The organism is Glutamicibacter mishrai, from assembly GCF_012221945.1.
GTDB lineage: Bacteria > Actinomycetota > Actinomycetes > Actinomycetales > Micrococcaceae > Glutamicibacter > Glutamicibacter mishrai.
The window spans coordinates 1,713,492-1,733,150 of record NZ_CP032549.1; the positions used below are offsets into that span (position 1 = coordinate 1,713,492).

Below are 19,659 nucleotides of genomic sequence, written 5' to 3' on the forward strand. Positions count from 1 at the left end.
CGCCCGGAATTCAGGGTTTCTTGCGCTTTTCACACAGTTCTGCACACTGCGCCCACAGCCATGTGGATAACTATGTGGATATAGATGGGTACGCAAAACCCTTAGTCATCTCAATAAATGAGGAAATATCCAGCGCCAGTCTAACGGTAGTCCACATTTTCACAGTGGCCCGCCTGTCCACACCGTGGATAACTATTACTTCGCATTCAACACATCAAGAAATGCATCGAGGCCTGTTGTGGATCACCTCGGTGATCCACAACAGGCCTCGATGAGGCTACTACTTGGAAGTGTTAGACGAGTTCAGGAACTGGGATTGAATGAAATCGAGAGTCATGGAAGATCTGCGGCGAGTGCTGCGATGTGTGATGCCCATGCACCTCCAAGAGCACAACCCAGTGGTCCCCTGCCTCAACCTCGTTGTAAATAGACGTTTCCAGCCAAAGTGTGGACTCCTCGATGAACAAGGCACCCTGATCGGAGGTCACCGTATCGACGCCGCGGAATCGATCACCGTTTTTCGAAGCAATCTGCGCGCAGACTCCGCCATTCTGGTCGCTGAGCACTGAGACTCCGATATGGCTGGCACCGCGCAGCTTAGGCCAGGTATTGGAAGACTTCTGGACCGCAAACATAACAAGTGCCGGCTCCAGTGAAACGCCGACGGTGAATGAGGAGGCAACGATGCCGGTTTTTACTCCATCCACCTCTGCGCACAGAGCGGCCACTCCAGAGGGATGCTGAGCGAAAACCTTACGTAGGGTTAGCGGGTCAAGTTCACGATTCAATGACATGGCTCGATTCCTTCGGGTCTTGCCCACCGCGTCAGACCCAGTGGACTTGTCGGTTCGGATGCTTCCAAACTTGCTTATCACTGAGGCTTCACGCCGTGCGCGGTACTTGTTCTGACGCCATTTGGAGCAGAACCGAATCCTCACCTGGAGCACCCCACTACCGTTGAGAGGGTTGCCGATCAGCAAGCCAGGGCTTTTAGCTGATGCTCTTGATTCTGTTTAAAACGATATGGCTCATGACGAATCACCGTCAAACAATTCACTTCGCAAATCGCAATATTCAACAAAATATTCGACTACTACGTTGATTCGAGGGAGTAAAACAGTCTTTTATTCGTCAAAACAGCCTCTGATCGCTGCCGCGACGACCCAAAAATATGTGATCTTCGTCGTAACGCATTAACTTATGGCAAGCGTTGGAGTTCATCGCCTTTTGCACCTTCACCGTTTTTACCGAGCCGTCTACCGTAATGAAACCAAGTTTCTTACTTTGACGCTGAGGTTCATGCAACGATGGAAGTCGCAGTGTTCCGGGTCACACCCGTACTGCCTGTCACCGTTGCCAGAGATGATGAGTGAAGGATGCCTCCATGGTAGATACCCAGGCCAACCATTCCGAGCTAACCCCGTTGCGCTTTCTTGAACGCTCCGCAGAGGTTTATCCAGGGAAGACTGCCGTCGTCCATGGGACGCGCAGCTATACCTACCGGGAACTTGAAACGCACGTCCAGCGTTTCGCCCAAGTCCTCGCCTCACGCATCGAGCCCGGGGATCGAGTGGCCGTTTTGGCACCGAACACTCCGGAAATGCTCATGGCCCACTACGCGGTTCCGTTGGCCGGCGGGGTGCTCATCGCCTTGAATACGCGGCTATCAGCCCACGAGTTGCAGTACATCATGGATCATTCCGAAGCCAAGCTGCTGTTCGCAGACACCGAACTGCTGGAGAACACCGAGAACCTGCGCCGGGACAATCCCACGCTCCAGGCCCTGATTGAAATCACCGATGACCAGTTCACCGGGCCACGCCCCGACGTTGCAGTAGACGGCACGCTCCAGCAATTGCTGTCCGCCGCCTCGGATGAACGGCTTGGGTACGCGATCGCTGACGAACGCGCACCGATCACCTTGAACTACACCTCGGGCACCACCGGAAAACCCAAGGGCGTGCTTTACTCGCATCGAGGCAGCTACCTGAACTCGCTAGGCGAAGCCCACCATCAGGGCTTCACCGCGGCCACCCGATACCTCTGGACGCTGCCGATGTTCCATTGCAACGGCTGGTGCACCCCATGGGCCGTCACAGCCGCTGGTGGCACCCACCTGTGCCTGCGCGCGGTCCGTGAAGATGCAGTCTGGGATGCCATTGAGCAGCTGGATACAACCCATCTGTGCGGCGCACCCACCGTCTGCTCGATCATCGCCGATTCCTCCCGCGCTCATCAGCTCGATGCCCCGCTGCGGATCACCACGGCCGGTGCCCCGCCGTCCCCTGCCATCATCTCCAAGCTCCAGAAACTGGGCATCGAGGTGGTCCACGTCTACGGCCTGACCGAGGTCTACGGCCCCTATACGGTTTGCGAATACCAGGATGAATGGAATGAGCTGGACCCTCCTGCCCGGGCCGCGAAGCTCGCCCGCCAGGGCGTTGGCATGATCACCGGCGAATCAGCCCGCATTGTCGATGAGAACATGGTCGATGTTCCCGCGGACGGATCCACCATGGGCGAGATCGTACTGCGCGGCAATATGGTGATGATCGGCTACTACCGCGATGATGCCGCCACCTCGGAAGCCTTCCGCGGCGGCTGGTTCCACACCGGCGACCTGGGCGTAATGCACCCTGACGGCTATATCCAGGTCCGTGACCGCGCCAAGGACATCATCATTTCCGGCGGCGAGAACATCTCCACCATCGAGGTGGAGCAGGCCCTGGCCTCGCACCCCGAGGTGCTGGATCTGGCCGTGGTCGGCGTGGCCGATGAGAAGTGGGGCGAGCGCCCGGTGGCCTACGTGATTCGCGCCAGCGGCTCGAGTCTTGATGCCCAGACGCTGATCAGCTTCGCCCGTGAAAAGCTGGCCGGCTACAAGGTCCCGCGCACCATCATCTTCCCGCAGGATCTGCCGAGGACTTCTACGGGTAAAGTGCAAAAGAATGTATTAAGAGCCCAGGCTATTGAGCAGCAGCCCAGCGCCTAACACTTTTGGAGTCACCCATGAATTCGCCCGAACCTCGAATCCCCGATAAGACCAGCCGCTTCACCGAGAGCATCGGATTGGTCTTTGACGACATCACCGCCACGTCCGTGCACGGACATGCCGACTTGAACGAGGACCACCACACCCCGTGGGGCGTAGTCCATGGCGGGGTGTACGCCTCGATGATTGAAAGCGCCGGCAGTGTCGGCGCCAGTTTCGCGGTGGCGGAACGCAACCAGTTTGCCGTCGGCGTGCACAATGCCACCGATTTCTTGCGCCCTTCCACCGGGGCGCGCGTTCAGGTGGTGGCCAAGGCGCTGTTCCAGGGCCGGACCCAGCAGTTGTGGGAAGTTGTCATCACCGACGAGGCCAGCGGCAAAGAGCTCTCACGCGGGCAATTGCGAACCCAGAACGTGGATATGCCGCAGGCCTGAGCGTATTCTAGGTGGCACCTAGCGGATCAGCTTCGGGAGGCTCGCCATGAGTTCCACCTATACCTTTGACGTGTTCAGCAGCCTGGATGGCTTCGGCAGTGCCGGCGGCGATAGGGGCGGCTACTGGGGCAAGCAGGGCCCGGAACTGCTGGCCCGGCGTCTGGAGCTTTACGGCTCGCCCTGCCATGTGGTGTTCGGAGCCAACACCTTCCGCCTGTTCGCCCAGTTCTGGGAAGAGGTAGAGCAGAATCCCGAAGTCGAGGATCCCTGGGGCGTGGCCCTTCATCGGCAGCCGGCCACCGTCATCTCCACGACCCTCCAGGAGCCGTTGAACTGGCCGGATGCCACCTTGGAGCGCGAGGACGCGGTAGAGGTGGTGCTGCGGCTGAAAAACAACTCCACCTTGCCCCTGCGTTCGCACGGCAGCCTGGCGATGAATCACTCCCTGCTGGAGGCCGGGTTGGTGGATTTCATCCAGATGACCATCTTCCCCGTTCTCACCGGCCGCAGCGGCAGCGACCCGGTCCTTGCCGGGGTGGATGACTATGACCTTGAACTGGTGGATTCACGCCTTCTGGATGGCAGCATCCAGGAACTGACATACCGTCCAACGCTTCATCGGGCTGCCTGAACCCTGAAAATGTCCCTGTAATAATGCTTCATTGCGCCTATTTATGCACCAATTGGTTATAAGTTCGTAGGTGATCAGACTCGAACGCGCGTAGGCGAGGCCAGCAATGAAGAATCCGAAGAATTTTCCAGTCATTTTCGCCCTCATCGCAGCCCTGGCACTGTCTGGCTGCTCGGCAGTCGCCCCAACGGCGGACCAGACGGATTCTGCCAAGCCCTCAAGCTCCAGCTCGACGGCTCCGTCCAGCTCAGCAAGCGCAACACCGACCGAGAGCCGGCTCAAGGACCTCACCGTGGACATGGCGATGTCCGCGAGCATTCCCTCCGTGTGCGGATTCCCCGCCGGAAAACTCTCCAAAGGCGTCCTGCAGAAAAAACACCCGCAGTATTCCAACGCCAGCGTCCCCAACATCCCATCCAAGAAGCTGGTCGTCGCCGGGGACCTCACCGGGGATGGCATCAAGGAGCTCGCCGCCGTGATCTACTGCGACAAGGGCGGGGTGCGCTGGCCCTCGCACATCCAGCTCTTCGAAAACACCGCCAAGGGCATCGCCGCTCTGGGCAAGCCCTTTCAAATGAGCGATGTCAACGGCGGAGCGCGAGGCATTCTCGAATCACTGAAATTCACCAAAGGCCAGCTGGAAGTCACCGACAGGCAACTGATGCCCATGGACCCTGCAGTCCAGCCCACCGGCAGGATCAAGGCCGCCTTGAAGTGGGATGTCAAGAAGCTGGTCGCCACCGCCATCCAGGATCTCGCCAATCCCGAGAATGGCACGCTGAAGACGGCAACTGTCAACGGCACCTGGTGCCAGCTGAGCGCCCAAAGCAAGATCAACAGCAAGAAGTGCTTGGAGATCAACTACCCGCAGCTGACCCAGAAGGGCCAGGACCCGCAATCCTTGACCTACTGGGTCAATAACGGCTTCACGGAGCTGGCCTACTTCGGAGCGCCGCTAGGCACCATCTACACCCCCGGAGCCAAAATCAAGGATCCAGCCAACCCGTCGGCGCCGACCGCGCAACAGGACCAGTACCGCCTGTACAACAGCCAAACCCAGGAAACCTACGTTCGGCAAGGAAAGTAGGCCTAGCTGGCCGGGCGCATGTCTCCGGTTTCCTGGAAGCGCTGGTGCCAGCTCAGGGCCTCGCCCAGCAGGTGCGGGGTGTGCTTGCCGTAGCTGTCCTTGCAGGCACGATCGAAGTAGTCCTGCAGCAGTGGACGGTATTCAGGGTGCGCGCAGTTGTTGATGACCAGCTGGGCACGCTGCTTGGGCGACAGGCCGCGCAAATCGGCCAGGCCCTGCTCGGTAATCAGGATCATGGTGTCGTGCTCGGTATGGTCCACATGCGAAGCGAAAGGAACGATGCCCGAGATCTTGCCGCCCTTGGCGGTGGATGGGGACATGAACACCGACAGGTAGCCGTTACGAGCAAAGTCGCCCGAGCCGCCGATGCCGTTCATAACATGGGAGCCGAGCACGTTGGTGGAGTTCACGTTGCCGTAGATGTCGGCCTCGATCATGCCGTTCAGCGCAATGCAGCCCAGGCGGCGGATGATCTCCGGGTGGTTGGAGATCTCCTGGGCGCGCAGCAGGATGCGTTCGCGGTAGTGCTCCACGTTCTTGTTGAACTCGTCGATGCCCTCGGCAGACAGCGAGAAGCTGGTGGCGGAGGCAAACTCAATGGTGCCATCTTTGATCAGCTCCAGCATGCCATCCTGGATGACCTCGGTGTAGGCGGTCAGGCCCTTGTAGCCGCCGCGGGCCAAGCCGGCGAGCACCGCATTGGCGATATTGCCGACGCCGGACTGCAGGGGCAGCAGCCTCTCGGAGAGGCGGCCGGCGCGGATTTCCGAGTCCAGGAAGGCCAGCAGGTGATCGGCGATCTTCTCGCTGGTCTCATCCACCGGGGCGAAGGGGCTGAGGCGATCGGGCGCATCGGTTTTCACCACGGCGACGATCTTGTCCACGTCAACGTCCATGTACTTCTGGCCGATTCGATCGCGCACCGTGGTCAGGTTGATGGGCTTGCGGTGCGGAGGCAGCGCGGTGCCGTAGTAGACATCGTGCATGCCTTCCATGGCGGCGGACTGCTGCTCATTGACCTCGATGATGACCTTGTCGGCCATTTCCAGCCAGGTCTTGTTGTTGCCCACGGAGCTGGATGGGATCAGGTCGCCGTCGGCGGTGATGCCCACGACTTCCACAATGGCCACGTCGATCTTGCCGTAGAAGCCGAACCAGGCGTGCTGGGCGACATGGGACAGGTGGATGTCCATGTACTCCATGTTGCCCTCGTTGATGCGGCGGCGCAGCTCCGGGTCGGACATGTAGGGCAGGCGCAGGTTCATGCCCTCGGCCTTGGCCAGCACGCCATCGAGCTCGGGGGCGGTGGAGGCGCCGGTGAGCACGTTGATCTTGAAGTCCTTGCCTTCTGCGTGCTGGCGTTCCATCTGGGCGGCCAGGGCGCCGGGAACGGCTTTCGGGTATCCGGCACCGGTGAAGCCGCTCATGGCTACGGTCATGCCCGGCTTGATGAATGTTGCGGCCTGTTCGGCGCTCATCAGACGATCAGCAAAGGCCCGGTGTTGGATACGCTCGTGCAAAATAAACCCCTTCGAAACTCCGTTGTGACGTAGGTCTATAACCTGCATCTCACCGGAATACTTTAGCCGTTATCGCCGGCAACTCAGACCACGAATGGGCCGATAGAACGGTGGGTGGCGCTTTTCTCGATGAGTTGCCCGCTATTTGCGGTGGCCGGTTGCCCCAGCCTGCTCCGGCGCGCGGCTAAGCCAGGGACGCGTGGGAGCCGCCGCGAATGGCCGTGATCTCGATTCGGGCGTCCAGGGCCTGCACATATCGGCGCAGGGTGGCTAGCTGCACGCGGTCCAGGTCGCCGGTTTCCAGCCGCTTGATCCGCTCAACGGGCAGCTTGAGGATCGCGGCCAGATCTGCCGGGCTCAGCTTCGCCTCTTCGCGCAGTTCCTTTGGGGTCAGCTCGCGCGGCTGGCGGCGCACAGTACTCTGGCGCTCAGCGAGCGCGACGCGTTGTTCCTCGGTGAGGGCCTGCGGATCGGCATATGCAAAACCCATGTCTTCCACCATCTCCTTTAATCGTGTCGGCGAGGATTGCCATCACTTAAGAGATTATGGGCTGAAGATCGCGGACCCGCCGCTGGTGGCCGGGAACTCGTGCGAAGAAGCGATGAATTGTTCAAGAACCCGCGGTGACGCCAGGTTCGCGGGATTTAACGCCAACGGGTGGCGTGCGTTCCTTGCGGAATGCACGCCACCCGTTGAACAGAAGGTGGGTCTAGAAGACTTACTTCTTTGCGGCAGCAACAACCTGCAGGCGCAGGTTTGCAACGACGTCCTCGTGTACGCGAACGGTTGCGGTGTAGTTGCCAGTCGACTTGATGTGGTCGTTGACCTCGATGTTGCGCTTGTCGATCTTGCCCAGACCGGCAGCCTCTACGGCGTTAGCGATATCGGTGGTCTTGACGGTACCGAACAGGCGACCGTTGGAACCAGCCTTGATGGTGATCTTCACCGGCTGGGACTTCAGCTTAGCTGCAAGTGCCTGAGCATCCTCAAGGTTTGCAACAGCGCGAGCAGCACGTGCAGCCTTGATCGACTCCACCTGCTTCTCACCGCCAACGGTCCAAACGATTGCGAAGCCGCGTGGCAGCAGGTAGTTACGGGCGTAGCCGTTCTTTACCTCGACGATATCGCCAGCAGCACCGAGACCGGATACTTCGTGAGTCAAAATGATCTTTGCCATGATGTTATATCCCTTCCTTAACCGCGGCCAGCGCCGGAGTAAGGCAGCAGGGCTACTTCACGTGCGTTCTTGATTGCCTGTGCGATCTTGCGCTGTTCCTGAACGGAAACGCCGGTCACTCGACGAGCGCGGATCTTTCCGCGGTCAGAGATGAACTTGCGCAGCAATGCGGTGTCCTTGTAGTCGATGACAGTGATGTCAGCGGCCTTCAAGGGGTTGGACTTTGGTTTGGGCTTACGGATTTCAGCCTTAGCCATCGTGGAGCTCCTTAGCTTTGGAGCCCGCAGAGTGATCTGCGGGATGGTGAATAAATAATGTTTAGAAAGGCGGTTCGTCAGCGCCTGGGTTGCCCCAGCCGCCACCGTTGTTTCCGCCGGTGCTCCATGGGTCAGCGGCTGGAGCATTCCATCCGCCACCCTGTTGCGGCTGCTGCTGACGCGGCTGCTGCGCTGGGGCACCTTGCTGTGGTGCGTTGGAGAATCCTCCACCGCCACCATTGCCGAAGCCACCGTTGCCACCGCCGGAGCGCTGGGTGCGGGTGACCTTGGCGGACGCGAAACGGAGCGATGGGCCGATTTCATCGACCTCAAGCTCCATCACGGTGCGACGTTCGCCTTCCTTGGTGTCGTAAGAACGTGAACGCAAACGGCCCTGGGCGATGACGCGCATGCCCTTGGTCAGCGTTTCAGCAACGTTCTCTGCAGCCTCGCGCCATACCGATGCGCGCAAGAACAGGGCTTCCCCGTCCTTCCACTCATTGGACTGGCGGTCAAAGGTGCGAGGAGTCGAAGCGATCGTAAAGTTCGCTACGGCTGAACCGGATGGCGTAAAACGCAGCTCCGGATCGGCGGTCAGGTTTCCGATAACGGTAATAACAGTCTCGCCTGCCATTGACTCTCCTTAAAAAGATTGAACGCTATTTCTTACGACGGAAGGTTTTGCGTAATTAAACGCGAGCCTCTTCCGGGCGGGTGACCTTGTGGCGCAGGATCTGCTCGTTGATCTTCAGCTGGCGCTCAAGCTCAGCGGAAGCGGCTGGTTCTGCGGTGTAGTTCACCACTACGTAAGTGGCTTCTGCCTTCTTCTTGATTTCGTAAGCCATCTTGCGACGACCCCAGATATCAACCTTTTCGATAGTGCCACCGTTGGAGCGAACAACCTCGAGGTACTTCTCGATGGTTGGCTCTACGGTGCGGTCATCGACCTCTGGATCAATGAGGACCATAAGTTCATAAGCACGCATGTGAACCCACCTCCTTTGGGCTAAACGGTCGCGGTATTTCCGCAACAGGAGGTTCTTGCGTTATCCATGCACCAGACACCCAACTTTCGGGCATGCAGTGGCACAGACCTTTCAATCCTACCCGAGATCATCGCGCAAGCATAAGCCTTCGTGTCCTAGATCATGGATGGCTACTTGGAATCGATCGCCTGCTGCAGCCTCTGGCCGAAGATCGGGACCAGCGTGCTCATGTAGGTATCGCTGATGTGGTGCTTGTCGCGGTAGATCAGCACGTTGCCGACCACGGCCGGACAGGTGCCATCCACGCAGAACTGGTCACTGAAGTCCAAGAGCTTGACCCGCGGCTCCAGCTTGGCGGCCGCCTTGGTGGGATCCGCCTTGTCGAAGGCGCCCTTTTCCGGGAAGGAGCACGCTTCAGGATTCTCGATGTTCTGCTCCACGCAGTCCCTGGCATAGGAGTCCTGTGGCGGCCGTGGGGTGTCGACAATGGGATAGACCGGCAGCCCGGCATCCTCGAGCTTGCCCCATGTTTTCGCCAGGCCTTGGGCCGGATCGGAGACGAAGGTGGAACCTGCCCAGTTGGAGGTGACCACCGCGTTGATGTCATTGCGTTTGGTCAGCGCATCCAGGCTCTGCTCATACGCCTCCTGGCAGTTGATGCTTCCGTCCTTATCTGCCTTGCGCTGCGCTTCATTAAAGGGGCAGGAGTTCTTCAGATAGGTGACGACCTTCCACCCCTTGCTCTTGGCATACTCGTTGAGCGCCTCGAACCAGTGGGCTGCATGGGAGTCCCCCACTAGGGCTACCGTGAAGGTGGCGTCCTTGCTCCCGAACTGGCATTCCTTGATCTGCGTGGACTGCGGATTCTGCACGCAATTGCCGATGTCGGGAAGGTCCTTGGCGGCCTCGGCCGGCACCGGAACCACCTGGTGCTGATCGGTGACAAAGGCCGGAGCTCCCTGACCGAGCGAGGCAGCCCCAAAACCTTCGGGACGCTGTTCAGCCAGAGCGGTAGCAACCCGCTGCTCCTGCTTGACCATGCGCTCCTGGGTCATGCCCGGAAGCAGGGCCACCGATGCGGTCACCGCAACCATGGCCGCGCCGGCAATCAATGACCGCGTCGGGGACACCGCCAGGAAGCGCAGGTGTCGCATCGGCGTTTCCACGAACTTCAAGCTGGCCCATGCCAGGAGCAGCGAAGCGATCAACAGGGCGATGGACTGCAGGGGTTTGGGCTTGGCCCCGGCGAGTTCGGTGTAGAAAACGATCAGCGGCCAGTGCCAGAGATACAGCGAATAGGAAGCCAGGCCGACCCATTGCACCGGAGACCAATTGACGAGCCGGTGCAGCGAACCCGGACCCCGGGTGCTGCCGGCGGCAATGATCACCGCGCATCCGAAGACCGGCACGGCAGCGGCAATGCCGGGGAAGACGGTGGCCCCGTCATAACTGAAGGCAGCGATGCCGATGGCAATCAGTGCCACCAGCACGGCCAGGTTTCGCGTGGACCATGCGGTGGCCCACCGCGGCAGCCGCAGGGCATCCTTCTCATGCGCCTGCACGCCCAGCGCCAGCAAGCCGCCAATAGCCAGTTCCCAGATGCGTGTGGTGGTCACGAAATACCCGGCAGAGTTCCCGGAGTATCCCGCGTAGGCCGAATAGCCCAGGGAGAACAGTGCGACAGCGCCGAAAACCAGCCACAGCCAACGGCGGCGGGCGGCGAAGTGATCCGAATGGGATCCGGGCATGGTGGGTTTGACCAGCCAGCACACTGCGAGGATCAGCAGCGGCCAAAACAGATAGAACTGCTCTTCAACGCCAAGGGACCAGAAGTGCTGCAATGGGCCAGCTGCCTGCTCGGCGGCCAGGTAGTCCACGGAGTCAGCGGCCAGCACCCAGTTCTGCACGGAGAACGCCGAGGCCAGTGCCTGGGTTCCCAAGGTGCCCCACTGGGTCTTCGGGAAGATCATGAACCCTGCCGCCACGACAACGAGAATCACCAGCATGGCTGCAGGCAGGATGCGCCGGGCTCTGCCGGCGAAGAATGCGGAGAGCTTGATTCGTCCGGCGCGTTCGGCTTCGCGCAACAGGTGCGAGGTAATCAGGAATCCAGAAATGACGAAGAAGATGTCAACGCCGATATATCCGCCGGGAACCACGTTGGGTTCCAGATGGTATGCGACCACCAGCAGGACTGCCAGTGCACGCAGCGCTTGGATTTCTGGTCTGAAATTTCTGACCTGCACGGAATTCGAACTCATATTGTTCGATCTGACCAGTTCCGGATGAACAACAGGTAATCAAACGGTATCTGCCCGGATAACGGCAGATGGGAAGCTCAGCTGTCTCCGCACTGGGCGGGCGAGGACAAGGGATATTTGGTATCCAGCTTGGGATCCACCACCAGGCGCATGATGGCATCCAGAAGGACCTTGCCGGCAGCCCAGTAAAGCGGAATAAGCAGCCAGATGTACCAGCCGAGCCCTCCCGCGGTTCCCAGGATGACAGTTCCGAAGGTGACCACAATGCCAAGGGCGTTGAAGATCATCATGATTCCGTGGGTGATGGAATTCCGTCGTTCCTGTTCGGCACGGGTTCTGGATTCAAGGCCTTCGACGGCTTGGGAGAAATGAGGTGTTTGAACGCTTTGGAACAATTCGCCTACTTGGACATCCAATGCCTTGGCCACCAGCGAGATGGACTCCAAACTCGCATCGTTGCCAGCCTCAAGCCGCTGGATGGTTCGCACGGTGATTCCGCTTTCCTGGGCCAGTCGTTCCTGAGTCCAGCCCTTAGCGCGTCGCAATTCTGCAATTCGTGATTCATTCATGGCACTAAAGCTATCGAGAGGAAGCACGAATCCACCACGACAAGAGCACGACAGTTACCCGTCAGCAACCCGACAGCCTGGAAATTCACGGATTGATCTGACCTGATTGAATATGCACGTTGAGGCATCAATTGCGCTGCTGCTTTTCTCTGATCAGGTCCAACGCTAGGACCGAGCCAATAATTGCTTGGCGGTGTTGCGTGCTCAATTGGCCGGCCAACTGCAGCGCGTAGGTGGACTTGCCCATTAGAGCGTTGCCCATTCCGGACCACTGGCGAGTGACGGTGCCAAGCACTCCGCGGGAATTGGAGATCTGGAAATCGAAATCCCATACGCTGCCTGAGAGTTCGAGTTCTTCGCCCAGCATGGAAATGGTGACCCTGGTTTTGAACAGGGTGATCCGCTTGACCAGGCTGGCCAGCGGACTGTCATTTCCATCAAGGATTTCAAAACGATCGCGCCCCATGGTCATGGTGTCCTTGACCTTGATGACTGGTTTCTCCGGGCCGTCGAAGACGGTCAGCTCCCGGGCACCGGTAAACATCCGCCCAAGGGTGCTGCCGCCTGTCTCGACGTGGGCGACTTGCATGCCCGCGGCATCGAGGATCGCAAAATCATTCTTCGAGAAGTTCTTCGTCTGCTGAAAAACGAGCATGTCTTGGGCAAAAATCGTCATGCTGATGATTATGCCACTGATAAATTTTCTGCCAAGAGGCACTTGGAACGCGAAGAAGGCCGGCATTGCTGCCGGCCTTCTTCGCTGGACGAACTAAGCCCCGAAGAACTCGCGCGTCACCTTGGACAGGTACCAAGGATCATCGACGCCGCACATCTCGCGTGCCGAATGCATGGACAGCAGTGCCACACCCACATCGAGGGTGCGGATGCCCAACCGGGTGGCCGTCAATGGGCCAATAGTCGAACCGCAAGGAACCCGGTTGTTGGAGACGAACTCCTGGTAAGGAACTCCGGCGCGCTCGCACCAGTTGGCGAAGGCGGCAGCACCCACCGCGTCGGTGGCATAACGCTGGTTGGCGTTGATCTTCAACAGCGGACCAGCATTGACCTGCGGACGGTTGGCCGGGTCGTGGCGCTCCGGATAGTTAGGGTGCACCGCATGGCCGGCGTCAGCCGAAAGGCATACCGAATTAGCCAAGGCGCGCGCCCGGTCTTCTACCCCGGCGCCCAGCGATACCTGGATCCGGTTGATCAGCTCTTCAAGGAATGGACCGCAGGCACCCGAACGGGAACTGGAGCCCAGCTCTTCGTGGTCGAATGCGGCCAACATGGCAATGTGCTGGCCCGATGGCTTCCGCGAGTGGTCGACTAGGGCGATAACTCCGGCATGCACCGAGGTGAGGTTATCCAGTCGGCCGCTGGCGAAGAAGTCCTTGCCGTGGCCGAAGACTTCGCCGCGCTGTGCAGGGGCCGTGAGAATGTCATAACCGGCCACCTGTGCCGGGTCCACGCCGGCGGAGGCAGCGAGGACAGCCAGGATGTCGGCATCAGCCAGATCCCCGGATCCGAAGATGGGGTTGGTGTGGGTCTGCTTGTCCAGGGTCAGGCCCTCGTTGACCTGGCGGTCAAGGTGGATTGCCAGCTGCGGGATGCGCAGGATCGGTTCGGTCTGAGCCAAGTGCTCACTGCCGTCTTTCAACACCAAGCGCCCGGCGAGGACCAGTTCGCGGTCCAGCCAAGAATTCAGCAGCGGCCCGCCGTACACTTCAACGCCGGCCTGCCACCAGCCATTGGATCCCGTGGTGGGCTTTGGCTTCAGCTTGAAACCCGGTGAGTCGGTGTGGGCACCGAGAATATGGAATCCCGAGGTTGCGGTGGCTTCCTCTGGCTGGACCCACGCGATAATCGCCCCGTCGCGCACCACATAGTAGGATCCCGGCCCCAAGTTCCAAGCGTCGGCTTCGTTCAAGCCGGTAAACCCGACAGCGTCCAGGCGCTTAGCGGCCGATGCTGCCGCGTGGTAGCTGGAAGGGGAAGTTGCGACGTATTCGGCCAGGTCTGCAATGTGGGCCATTGCTGCGGCTTGTGCCATAGCTGGTTACTCACTTCTTTCTGTCATCGTCTCGCTGGAATCCAGGATGAGGTTCCCGCCTGAACTATCGGGTTGTTCTCCAGCTTAGTATCCCGGTGCCGGTTTACCGGCGGATCAGCGCCCTCCGGGCTTGCTAGGAACCCGATGGACACCCTCATCTCATGCTTGACTTGGAGCCTAGCGTCGGCAAAGCTGAAGTCAGACCGGGAGACAACGAAAGCGAGATCATCATGGCTACATCTGATCCAACCCCAGAGCCACGCAACCTGCCTGTGGAGCCAGAGAATGGTGTCCAGGTTAATTCCGGTGAACACGCTGTTCAACCGCGTACGCCGAAGGAAACCAAGGCACCGCGCGAAGTTCCTGAATCCAAGGAAAAGCTGCCGGTGACCAAGCTCGGCCGCATCTGGACCGCCACCGTCTTGGGCATCATCGTGCTGATCTTGCTGATCATCTTCATCGCCCAAAACCAAGACCAAGTCACCCTGCGATACTTCGCCTACGAAGGACAGGTGAACCTCGGCTTGGCCCTGTTCATCGCCGCCATCGGCGGCGCCTTGGTGGTTGCGATTGCCGGAGTAGCCCGCGTTATCCAGCTGCGCGCCACTGCGAAGAAGAAGCGCAAGGCCAGCAAGCGCTAAGACCAATTCAAGGGCCGTTGCCTGCCGAAATCAACATTTCAGCAGGCAGCGGTCCTTGTGTTTGGAAAATCAGTAATCAAGTCCCTGGGAAGGGATGACCAACCCAGTCTCATAGGCATAGACCACGGCTTGGACACGGTCCCTCAAATGCAGCTTGGTCAGGATCCTGCGCACATGCGTTTTGACCGTTGCCTCGGAAAGGAAGAAACGGTGCGCGATTTCCGCGTTGGATAATCCTTCGGCGAGCGCGCGCAATACTTCTTGCTCGCGTGGCGTCAGATCATCGAGCAAGGGATCTCGAGGTGCTTCAGCGGGCTGACCGGCATGGGCTTTGCCGCCATTGCGGACATAGGTTTCCAGCAGCCGCGCAGTAACCCGGGGCGCCACCACGGCATCGCCGGAGGCAACCAGGCGCACCGCCTGGACCAGTTCTTCAGGGGCAACATCCTTGAGCAGGAACGCGCTGGCCCCGGCTTGCAACCCTGAAAAGGCATATTCATCAAGATCAAAGGTCGTCAGGATGATGATCTTGGTGTCCGGGTGTTCCTTCGCGATGCGTTCGGTGGCTTCAATGCCGTCCATTTTGGGCATGCGGACATCCATGAGCACTACGTCGGGTTTCAGCACCGCCGTCTGGGTCAAGGCATCCAGGCCGTCGACGGCTTCGCCGGCGATGGCGATATCCTCCTCGCCTTCGAGGATCAGGCGGAATCCCATGCGCAACAGCGGCTGATCATCAACCAGCAAGACCTTGATTTTCTCTTCCATGTCTATTCCTTCGCTGTTTTCTGCTTGTCGTTTTTCACGCCGCATTCAGGGATTTTCAGCACCGCTTTAACTATCCATCCACCGCTGGCTACCGGGCCTGCCTCAACGGTGCCCTCATAGAGCGCTGCTCGTTCGCGCATGCCTCGCAGCCCTCGGCCGCTGCCCACGCTGGGCACCCTGGTCGCATCGCCGTTATCCATGACTTCCAGGCGCAGTTCGTCGTCGTGCCTTCGTTCCAAACGTACCTGTACGTCGCTGACATTGCGGGCGTAGCGCAGCGAGTTGGTCAGAGATTCTTGGATCATGCGGAAGACCGTCAATTGGAAGGTGGTGTCTTCGGGCAGGTCTCCCCCCGTATGGGTGAAGGTGATGGGCAGGCCTGCCGTGCGGAATCCCTCAAGCAGCTGCTCGACATTCCCGCCGGTGGGTTGCGGTTCCAGCTCCCCGGTCTCGTTCTGGCGCAGCACGCCAAGCATGCGGCGCATATCCGCCAGGGCCGCCCTGCCGGTGCCGGAGAGCTCGTTGAGTACCTCGTCGGCGCGGGCCTGGTCCCGTTTGGCGACCACGCGTGCGCCTTCGGACAAGGCGATCATCACGGACAGGGAGTGCGCGACCACGTCATGCATTTCCCGGGCGATCCTGTTGCGCTCTTGTACCTGGGCCAGGCTGGATACCTGGCGCGCCCAGTGATTGAGCTCGGCCTCATGGATTCGCGCATTGCGCACGTTCATGCCGACCGCGGCCGCAGCGATATAGAACCCGATAACAAAACTGCCTGAGATGCCGATGATGATTCGGCTGAATACCGCTTCGTCAATACCGTCGCTCGGGTCCAGTTCCATCCCCTCCATATCGGGGAAGCCCATCAGCACCATCAGCACCACTTGGAAGCTGCCGGCTAGTACGGCCAGCGGAATGGTGCGCTTCGCCGAATAGCTGGTGGCTACCGTGTACAGCGCAATGATCATGCCCACGCCGCCGAGCCCTCCTTGCGGGCCGGCGATGATCAGGGCGACGCACTCGAAAACGAAGACCAATACGATCACCGTCATCGGCGCCTTGCGGCGGTACAGCAAGGCCGCGCTCACGGCCAGCGTAGTGACCAGCAGCCCGGTCGCGTTGGCCCCGGGCATGGCCGCGGCGATCAGAACCCCGGGCAGGGTGAGCAACAGGTACAGGACCACTGCGCCAATGACCACCAAGCGCGGGTGGGTGCGCAGGTAGCGGCGCACCCGGCCCATTCGCTTGGCGGTCAGTTCGTCAAAGGAGGCGACAGTTTCCTGCAGCGTCTGTTGGGTCATGATTCCAGTGTAGTTTTCCCGGCCTGTCCGCCGATTACTTGATGTCACGCTTAGCGAGCAATACTGCGCCCAGCACCAATGGGATGACGATCCATCCAGCGACGCCGGCCAACTGCTGCCACAGCTCCAATTCGGTGGGGACGCTCAGTGGCGTGGCCAAGGACATTCCCAACTGGTCCGGCAGGAATGCCGAAATGTTCTTGGACCAATCCACGAGGGACCCAAGGATGGCGGTGATAATCGGCAGGACAAAGAACACGCCGGCCAAGATGGTGATGCCGCCTGCGGAATTGCGCAGCAAGACGCCCAAGGCCAAGCCGATCAGGGCTGCCATGATGACGGCCAGGGTGCCGTACCAGAGCACCGATTGGAATGATTCGCCACCGAAGTCCAGGACCAGGTCGTAGTTCTCGGCGATGGGCTTCGCCGCCACAAAGGCCAGGAGGCTCGACACCAACTGTGTCAGTCCCGTGAGCACCACGATCAACACGATTTTTGCAGACATCACGCGCAGCCGCTGCGGGCTGGCCAGGAAGGTGCTGACTGCCGAGCCTGTGGTGAATTCACCGCTGAACAGCAGCACGCCCAGCACGCCGAGGATCAATTGGCTGAAGACAAGTCCGGAGCCGATGGTTTCGCTGGCGAATCCTGGCTGCGCCATGGAACTCATGCCTTCCATCTGGCTGACATCGCCCATGCTCTGCATCAGCGAGCCGACGCCCCACGTGCCAATGACGGCGATGGCTACATAGAGCACTAGCGCTATGGCCAATAGGATGCCGGTGGATTTCAACGAGAACATGCGGATCGCTTCGCTGCGCAGCACGCCTCTGAAAGTGACCTTGCCGCGCACTGGCGCTTGAATCTGGGTAGTCATTGTCTTCTACTTCCCGCCGCTGTGCTCGGCAACAATATTCGAGTTGTATTCCACGGCTTCCCGGGTCAACTCCATGTAGGCATCTTCCAAAGTGCGTTGCAAAGGACGCAGCTCGCTGAGCACCACACCGGCTTCCAGGGCGCGGCGGCCGATGATCTCCGAGTCCGGGCCGGTGACTTCCAGGCTCTGCCCATCAAGGCGGCGCAATTGCACGCCTTCCGCACTCAGGGCATTCATCAACACCTCGATGTCGGTGGCGCGAACAATGGTCTGGGACAGCCCGTTATCGATGAATTCACTGATGGGGGCCTCGGCCATGATGCGTCCTCGGCCAATGACAATGAGATGATCCGCGGTTTGCGCCATCTCGCTCATGAGGTGGGAGGAAATGAACACGGTCTTGCCGGCTGCCGCTTGCTGCCGGGCGAGGTTGCGCACCCAGGCCACGCCTTCGGGATCCAGCCCATTGACCGGTTCATCGAGGATCAGCACTTGCGGGTCGCCCAGCAGCGCGGTGGCGATGCCCAGGCGTTGGCCCATGCCCAAGGAGAACCCGCCGACCTTCTTGCGCTGCACGCCGCTCAGGCCGGTTAGTTCCAGCACCTCGTGGACCCGGGAGACCGGCAGGCCCGCGGTGGCAGCCATGGACCGCAGATGGGCCAAGGGGGTCAGCGACTTGTGCACCGACTTCGCTTCCAGCAAGGTGCCCACTTCGGTCAGCGGGTGCTTGGAGGTCTTGAAGTCCCGGTTGTTCACCAGAACCTGCCCGCTGGTGGGGGCCGCCAACCCGACGATCATGCGCATAGTGGTGGATTTGCCGGCGCCGTTAGGACCGAGGAAACCGGTCACCGCTCCGGGTTGCACCGTGAACGACACCTGGTCGACCACGGTCTTGTTACCGTATCTCTTCGTCAACTGCTGAGCCTGGATCATATCTCCAGCCTATGGAAAACAGGCTGCAGATGAACCGACCCGAGTGCTGATCTTCGCCTCACTCAAAAGGGTGAGTGCCCGGGGTTAAAGCAGTGATGGAATGCACCTTGCGGTGCACGCCATCACTGCTGTCCGCGGGGTTCAGAACCCGGCACGGGTGGCCAGGAAGATCAGCCCGGCAAGGCCCACCGCGAAGGGCAGGGCCAGCAGGATGATGAGCTTGAGCTGATCGCGGGCAATCGCCACGCACTCACGCAAAAAGGCGCTGGGCCGGTAGTAGGCTGCCGTCTTCCCGCCGTAGGAGCGGGCTTCCAAGCCCATCTGGCGCGAGGCCAACCCGGCTCGCAGCGCGTGATAATCGCTGGTGACCAGCCACAGGTGTCCCTCCGGCTGGCGTTCGCGGACCAACGCATCGGAGAATTCCAGGTTCTCCACGGTGTCCTTGGCCCGGTCTTCGATCAGGATCTGCGATTCGGGGATGCCCTGATCACGCAGGTAGCGGGCCATGCTCACGCCCTCGGGTTCCTTCTCATCGTGCCCCTGTCCCCCGGTGGGAACCATCAGCAGTTGCGGCTCGGATTGCGAGGAGTAGAGCTCGATGGCCTTATCCAGCCGGCCGCGCAGCAAGGGAGTGACTTTCCCGTTGATGGTGCGCGCCCCGAGGATGACGGCGGCAACACCGCTGGTTTTTGCCGGGAACTTCGCGTGCACCCAGGCATATAGCAGCATCATGGCGAAGAGGCTGGCGGTGAACACCGAGGCCATGAACAAGATGAACGCGAGCGAGTAGGTCCACCAGGTATTGATCCCCACCAGCAGCACGGCGAGCACCGGCAGGATGAAGACCAGCACGCCGGCGGCCAGCGACAGCAGGTTGGAGATCCGTGCGCCCTCACGCCGCCACATCAGCACGCCGTTGTAGATCAGCGCCCCGCCGAAGACCACCACGATCAGCGGCGTGAGCACCATGACGATGGCTATCAGGAAGCCGAAGCCGGGTACCAGGGTGCTCAGCAGATCCACGACGGCGGCAATGCTGCACAGCGCCAAGGGAAAGAGCAAGGCGGCCAGCCCCAGTCGGCGGGGATCCTTGCGGTACTGCCAAACGAATACCGCCCAGAGCACTGCCAGCAGGGCCCATCCAGCGAGTTGAACCAGTAGTTCCTGCATTTGC

At 60.1% G+C, this 19,659-nt stretch carries 21 protein-coding genes and 1 riboswitch; of the genes, 5 read left to right on the forward strand and 16 right to left on the reverse strand.

The features are described 5' to 3' along the window. Positions 1-293: 293 nt before the first annotated feature. A complete protein-coding gene (locus D3791_RS08090) occupies positions 294-794 on the reverse strand; it encodes a flavin reductase family protein (RefSeq protein ID WP_022874540.1) in 501 nt (166 codons plus the stop codon). A gap of 97 nt (positions 795-891) precedes the next feature. Beyond that, a riboswitch (SAM riboswitch) is annotated at positions 892-1,009 on the reverse strand. 375 nt (positions 1,010-1,384) lie between these two features. Between D3791_RS08090 and D3791_RS08095 the strand changes: the two genes are divergently transcribed. The 4 genes from D3791_RS08095 to D3791_RS08110 all read left to right on the forward strand — a co-directional run bounded on the left by D3791_RS08095 (position 1,385) and on the right by D3791_RS08110 (position 5,144). Continuing rightward, positions 1,385-2,992, forward strand: a complete 1,608-nt coding sequence (locus D3791_RS08095) for an AMP-binding protein (protein ID WP_172511864.1) — start codon at positions 1,385-1,387, stop codon at positions 2,990-2,992. Between the two features lie 17 nt (positions 2,993-3,009). Continuing rightward, positions 3,010-3,426: a PaaI family thioesterase gene (locus tag D3791_RS08100; protein ID WP_172511865.1), complete on the forward strand. Its 417-nt coding sequence runs from the start codon at positions 3,010-3,012 to the stop codon at positions 3,424-3,426. 46 nt (positions 3,427-3,472) lie between these two features. After that, on the forward strand, positions 3,473-4,057 hold the full coding sequence (locus D3791_RS08105) for a dihydrofolate reductase family protein (RefSeq protein ID WP_172511866.1): 585 nt from the start codon (positions 3,473-3,475) through the stop codon (positions 4,055-4,057). A gap of 106 nt (positions 4,058-4,163) precedes the next feature. Next, positions 4,164-5,144, forward strand: coding sequence for a hypothetical protein (locus D3791_RS08110; RefSeq protein ID WP_172511867.1), 981 nt, complete (start codon positions 4,164-4,166; stop codon positions 5,142-5,144). Between the two features lie 2 nt (positions 5,145-5,146). Here D3791_RS08110 and scpC read toward each other — a convergent pair whose 3' ends face one another. The 10 genes from scpC to D3791_RS08160 form a co-directional block, all read right to left on the reverse strand. Beyond that, complete coding sequence (gene scpC, locus D3791_RS08115; RefSeq protein ID WP_425483159.1) at positions 5,147-6,664, reverse strand: succinyl-CoA:acetate CoA-transferase ScpC; 1,518 nt, start codon at positions 6,662-6,664, stop codon at positions 5,147-5,149. A gap of 184 nt (positions 6,665-6,848) precedes the next feature. Further along, a complete protein-coding gene (locus D3791_RS08120) occupies positions 6,849-7,154 on the reverse strand; it encodes a helix-turn-helix domain-containing protein (RefSeq protein ID WP_172511869.1) in 306 nt (101 codons plus the stop codon). Between the two features lie 229 nt (positions 7,155-7,383). Further along, positions 7,384-7,842 (reverse strand): 50S ribosomal protein L9, encoded by a 459-nt coding sequence (gene rplI, locus D3791_RS08125; protein ID WP_022874533.1) that lies wholly within the window; start codon positions 7,840-7,842, stop codon positions 7,384-7,386. Between the two features lie 17 nt (positions 7,843-7,859). Further along, a complete protein-coding gene (rpsR, locus tag D3791_RS08130) occupies positions 7,860-8,099 on the reverse strand; it encodes a 30S ribosomal protein S18 (protein WP_013350683.1) in 240 nt (79 codons plus the stop codon). A gap of 61 nt (positions 8,100-8,160) precedes the next feature. After that, complete coding sequence (locus D3791_RS08135; RefSeq protein ID WP_022874532.1) at positions 8,161-8,733, reverse strand: single-stranded DNA-binding protein; 573 nt, start codon at positions 8,731-8,733, stop codon at positions 8,161-8,163. Between the two features lie 55 nt (positions 8,734-8,788). Then, a complete protein-coding gene (rpsF, locus tag D3791_RS08140) occupies positions 8,789-9,085 on the reverse strand; it encodes a 30S ribosomal protein S6 (protein WP_022874531.1) in 297 nt (98 codons plus the stop codon). 170 nt (positions 9,086-9,255) lie between these two features. After that, the gene (locus D3791_RS08145; RefSeq protein ID WP_172511870.1) at positions 9,256-11,346 is read right to left on the reverse strand and encodes an acyltransferase family protein; all 2,091 of its coding nucleotides are present in this window, start codon (positions 11,344-11,346) and stop codon (positions 9,256-9,258) included. 77 nt (positions 11,347-11,423) lie between these two features. Continuing rightward, positions 11,424-11,915, reverse strand: coding sequence for a helix-turn-helix domain-containing protein (locus D3791_RS08150; RefSeq protein ID WP_022874529.1), 492 nt, complete (start codon positions 11,913-11,915; stop codon positions 11,424-11,426). A gap of 127 nt (positions 11,916-12,042) precedes the next feature. Next, positions 12,043-12,591 carry an LURP-one-related/scramblase family protein gene (locus tag D3791_RS08155; protein WP_172511871.1) on the reverse strand — a complete coding sequence of 183 codons (549 nt, stop codon included), beginning with the start codon at positions 12,589-12,591 and terminating at the stop codon, positions 12,043-12,045. A 93-nt stretch (positions 12,592-12,684) separates the two neighbouring features. Next, the gene (locus tag D3791_RS08160) at positions 12,685-13,965 is read right to left on the reverse strand and encodes a M18 family aminopeptidase (protein WP_172511872.1); all 1,281 of its coding nucleotides are present in this window, start codon (positions 13,963-13,965) and stop codon (positions 12,685-12,687) included. Positions 13,966-14,195: 230 nt separating this feature from the next. On the opposite strand from D3791_RS08160, the gene D3791_RS08165 reads away from it, so the two are divergent. Then, entirely contained in the window at positions 14,196-14,606 is a 411-nt protein-coding gene (locus D3791_RS08165; protein WP_152485468.1) for a LapA family protein, read from the forward strand. Positions 14,607-14,675: 69 nt separating this feature from the next. Here the strand turns inward: D3791_RS08165 and D3791_RS08170 are convergent, their stop codons facing one another. The 5 genes from D3791_RS08170 to D3791_RS08190 form a co-directional block, all read right to left on the reverse strand. Further along, the gene (locus D3791_RS08170; RefSeq protein WP_028268399.1) at positions 14,676-15,374 is read right to left on the reverse strand and encodes a response regulator; all 699 of its coding nucleotides are present in this window, start codon (positions 15,372-15,374) and stop codon (positions 14,676-14,678) included. 2 nt (positions 15,375-15,376) lie between these two features. Continuing rightward, complete coding sequence (locus tag D3791_RS08175; RefSeq protein WP_172511873.1) at positions 15,377-16,675, reverse strand: sensor histidine kinase; 1,299 nt, start codon at positions 16,673-16,675, stop codon at positions 15,377-15,379. 34 nt (positions 16,676-16,709) lie between these two features. Next, entirely contained in the window at positions 16,710-17,552 is an 843-nt protein-coding gene (locus D3791_RS08180; RefSeq protein ID WP_172511874.1) for an ABC transporter permease, read from the reverse strand. A gap of 6 nt (positions 17,553-17,558) precedes the next feature. Next, on the reverse strand, positions 17,559-18,485 hold the full coding sequence (locus D3791_RS08185; RefSeq protein ID WP_022874521.1) for an ABC transporter ATP-binding protein: 927 nt from the start codon (positions 18,483-18,485) through the stop codon (positions 17,559-17,561). A 141-nt stretch (positions 18,486-18,626) separates the two neighbouring features. After that, complete coding sequence (locus D3791_RS08190; protein WP_172511875.1) at positions 18,627-19,655, reverse strand: YdcF family protein; 1,029 nt, start codon at positions 19,653-19,655, stop codon at positions 18,627-18,629. Between the last annotated feature and the right edge of the window lie 4 nt (positions 19,656-19,659).

What these genes read in the sequence shown, in the direction of transcription:
- D3791_RS08110 (WP_172511867.1), top strand. Translation starts at nt 4,164, where the DNA reads ATGAAGAATCCGAAGAATTTTCCAGTCATTTTCGCCCTCATCGCAGCC.
- D3791_RS08095 (WP_172511864.1), top strand. Translation starts at nt 1,385, where the DNA reads ATGGTAGATACCCAGGCCAACCATTCCGAGCTAACCCCGTTGCGCTTT.
- rpsF (WP_022874531.1), bottom strand. Translation starts at nt 9,085, where the DNA reads ATGCGTGCTTATGAACTTATGGTCCTCATTGATCCAGAGGTCGATGAC.
- rpsR (WP_013350683.1), bottom strand. Translation starts at nt 8,099, where the DNA reads ATGGCTAAGGCTGAAATCCGTAAGCCCAAACCAAAGTCCAACCCCTTG.
- D3791_RS08185 (WP_022874521.1), bottom strand. Translation starts at nt 18,485, where the DNA reads ATGATCCAGGCTCAGCAGTTGACGAAGAGATACGGTAACAAGACCGTG.
- D3791_RS08120 (WP_172511869.1), bottom strand. Translation starts at nt 7,154, where the DNA reads ATGGGTTTTGCATATGCCGATCCGCAGGCCCTCACCGAGGAACAACGC.
- D3791_RS08150 (WP_022874529.1), bottom strand. Translation starts at nt 11,915, where the DNA reads ATGAATGAATCACGAATTGCAGAATTGCGACGCGCTAAGGGCTGGACT.
- D3791_RS08155 (WP_172511871.1), bottom strand. Translation starts at nt 12,591, where the DNA reads ATGACGATTTTTGCCCAAGACATGCTCGTTTTTCAGCAGACGAAGAAC.
- D3791_RS08090 (WP_022874540.1), bottom strand. Translation starts at nt 794, where the DNA reads ATGTCATTGAATCGTGAACTTGACCCGCTAACCCTACGTAAGGTTTTC.
- D3791_RS08190 (WP_172511875.1), bottom strand. Translation starts at nt 19,655, where the DNA reads ATGCAGGAACTACTGGTTCAACTCGCTGGATGGGCCCTGCTGGCAGTG.
- D3791_RS08170 (WP_028268399.1), bottom strand. Translation starts at nt 15,374, where the DNA reads ATGGAAGAGAAAATCAAGGTCTTGCTGGTTGATGATCAGCCGCTGTTG.
- D3791_RS08100 (WP_172511865.1), top strand. Translation starts at nt 3,010, where the DNA reads ATGAATTCGCCCGAACCTCGAATCCCCGATAAGACCAGCCGCTTCACC.
- D3791_RS08165 (WP_152485468.1), top strand. Translation starts at nt 14,196, where the DNA reads ATGGCTACATCTGATCCAACCCCAGAGCCACGCAACCTGCCTGTGGAG.
- D3791_RS08180 (WP_172511874.1), bottom strand. Translation starts at nt 17,552, where the DNA reads ATGACTACCCAGATTCAAGCGCCAGTGCGCGGCAAGGTCACTTTCAGA.
- D3791_RS08160 (WP_172511872.1), bottom strand. Translation starts at nt 13,965, where the DNA reads ATGGCACAAGCCGCAGCAATGGCCCACATTGCAGACCTGGCCGAATAC.
- D3791_RS08135 (WP_022874532.1), bottom strand. Translation starts at nt 8,733, where the DNA reads ATGGCAGGCGAGACTGTTATTACCGTTATCGGAAACCTGACCGCCGAT.
- D3791_RS08145 (WP_172511870.1), bottom strand. Translation starts at nt 11,346, where the DNA reads ATGAGTTCGAATTCCGTGCAGGTCAGAAATTTCAGACCAGAAATCCAA.
- D3791_RS08105 (WP_172511866.1), top strand. Translation starts at nt 3,473, where the DNA reads ATGAGTTCCACCTATACCTTTGACGTGTTCAGCAGCCTGGATGGCTTC.
- D3791_RS08175 (WP_172511873.1), bottom strand. Translation starts at nt 16,675, where the DNA reads ATGACCCAACAGACGCTGCAGGAAACTGTCGCCTCCTTTGACGAACTG.
- rplI (WP_022874533.1), bottom strand. Translation starts at nt 7,842, where the DNA reads ATGGCAAAGATCATTTTGACTCACGAAGTATCCGGTCTCGGTGCTGCT.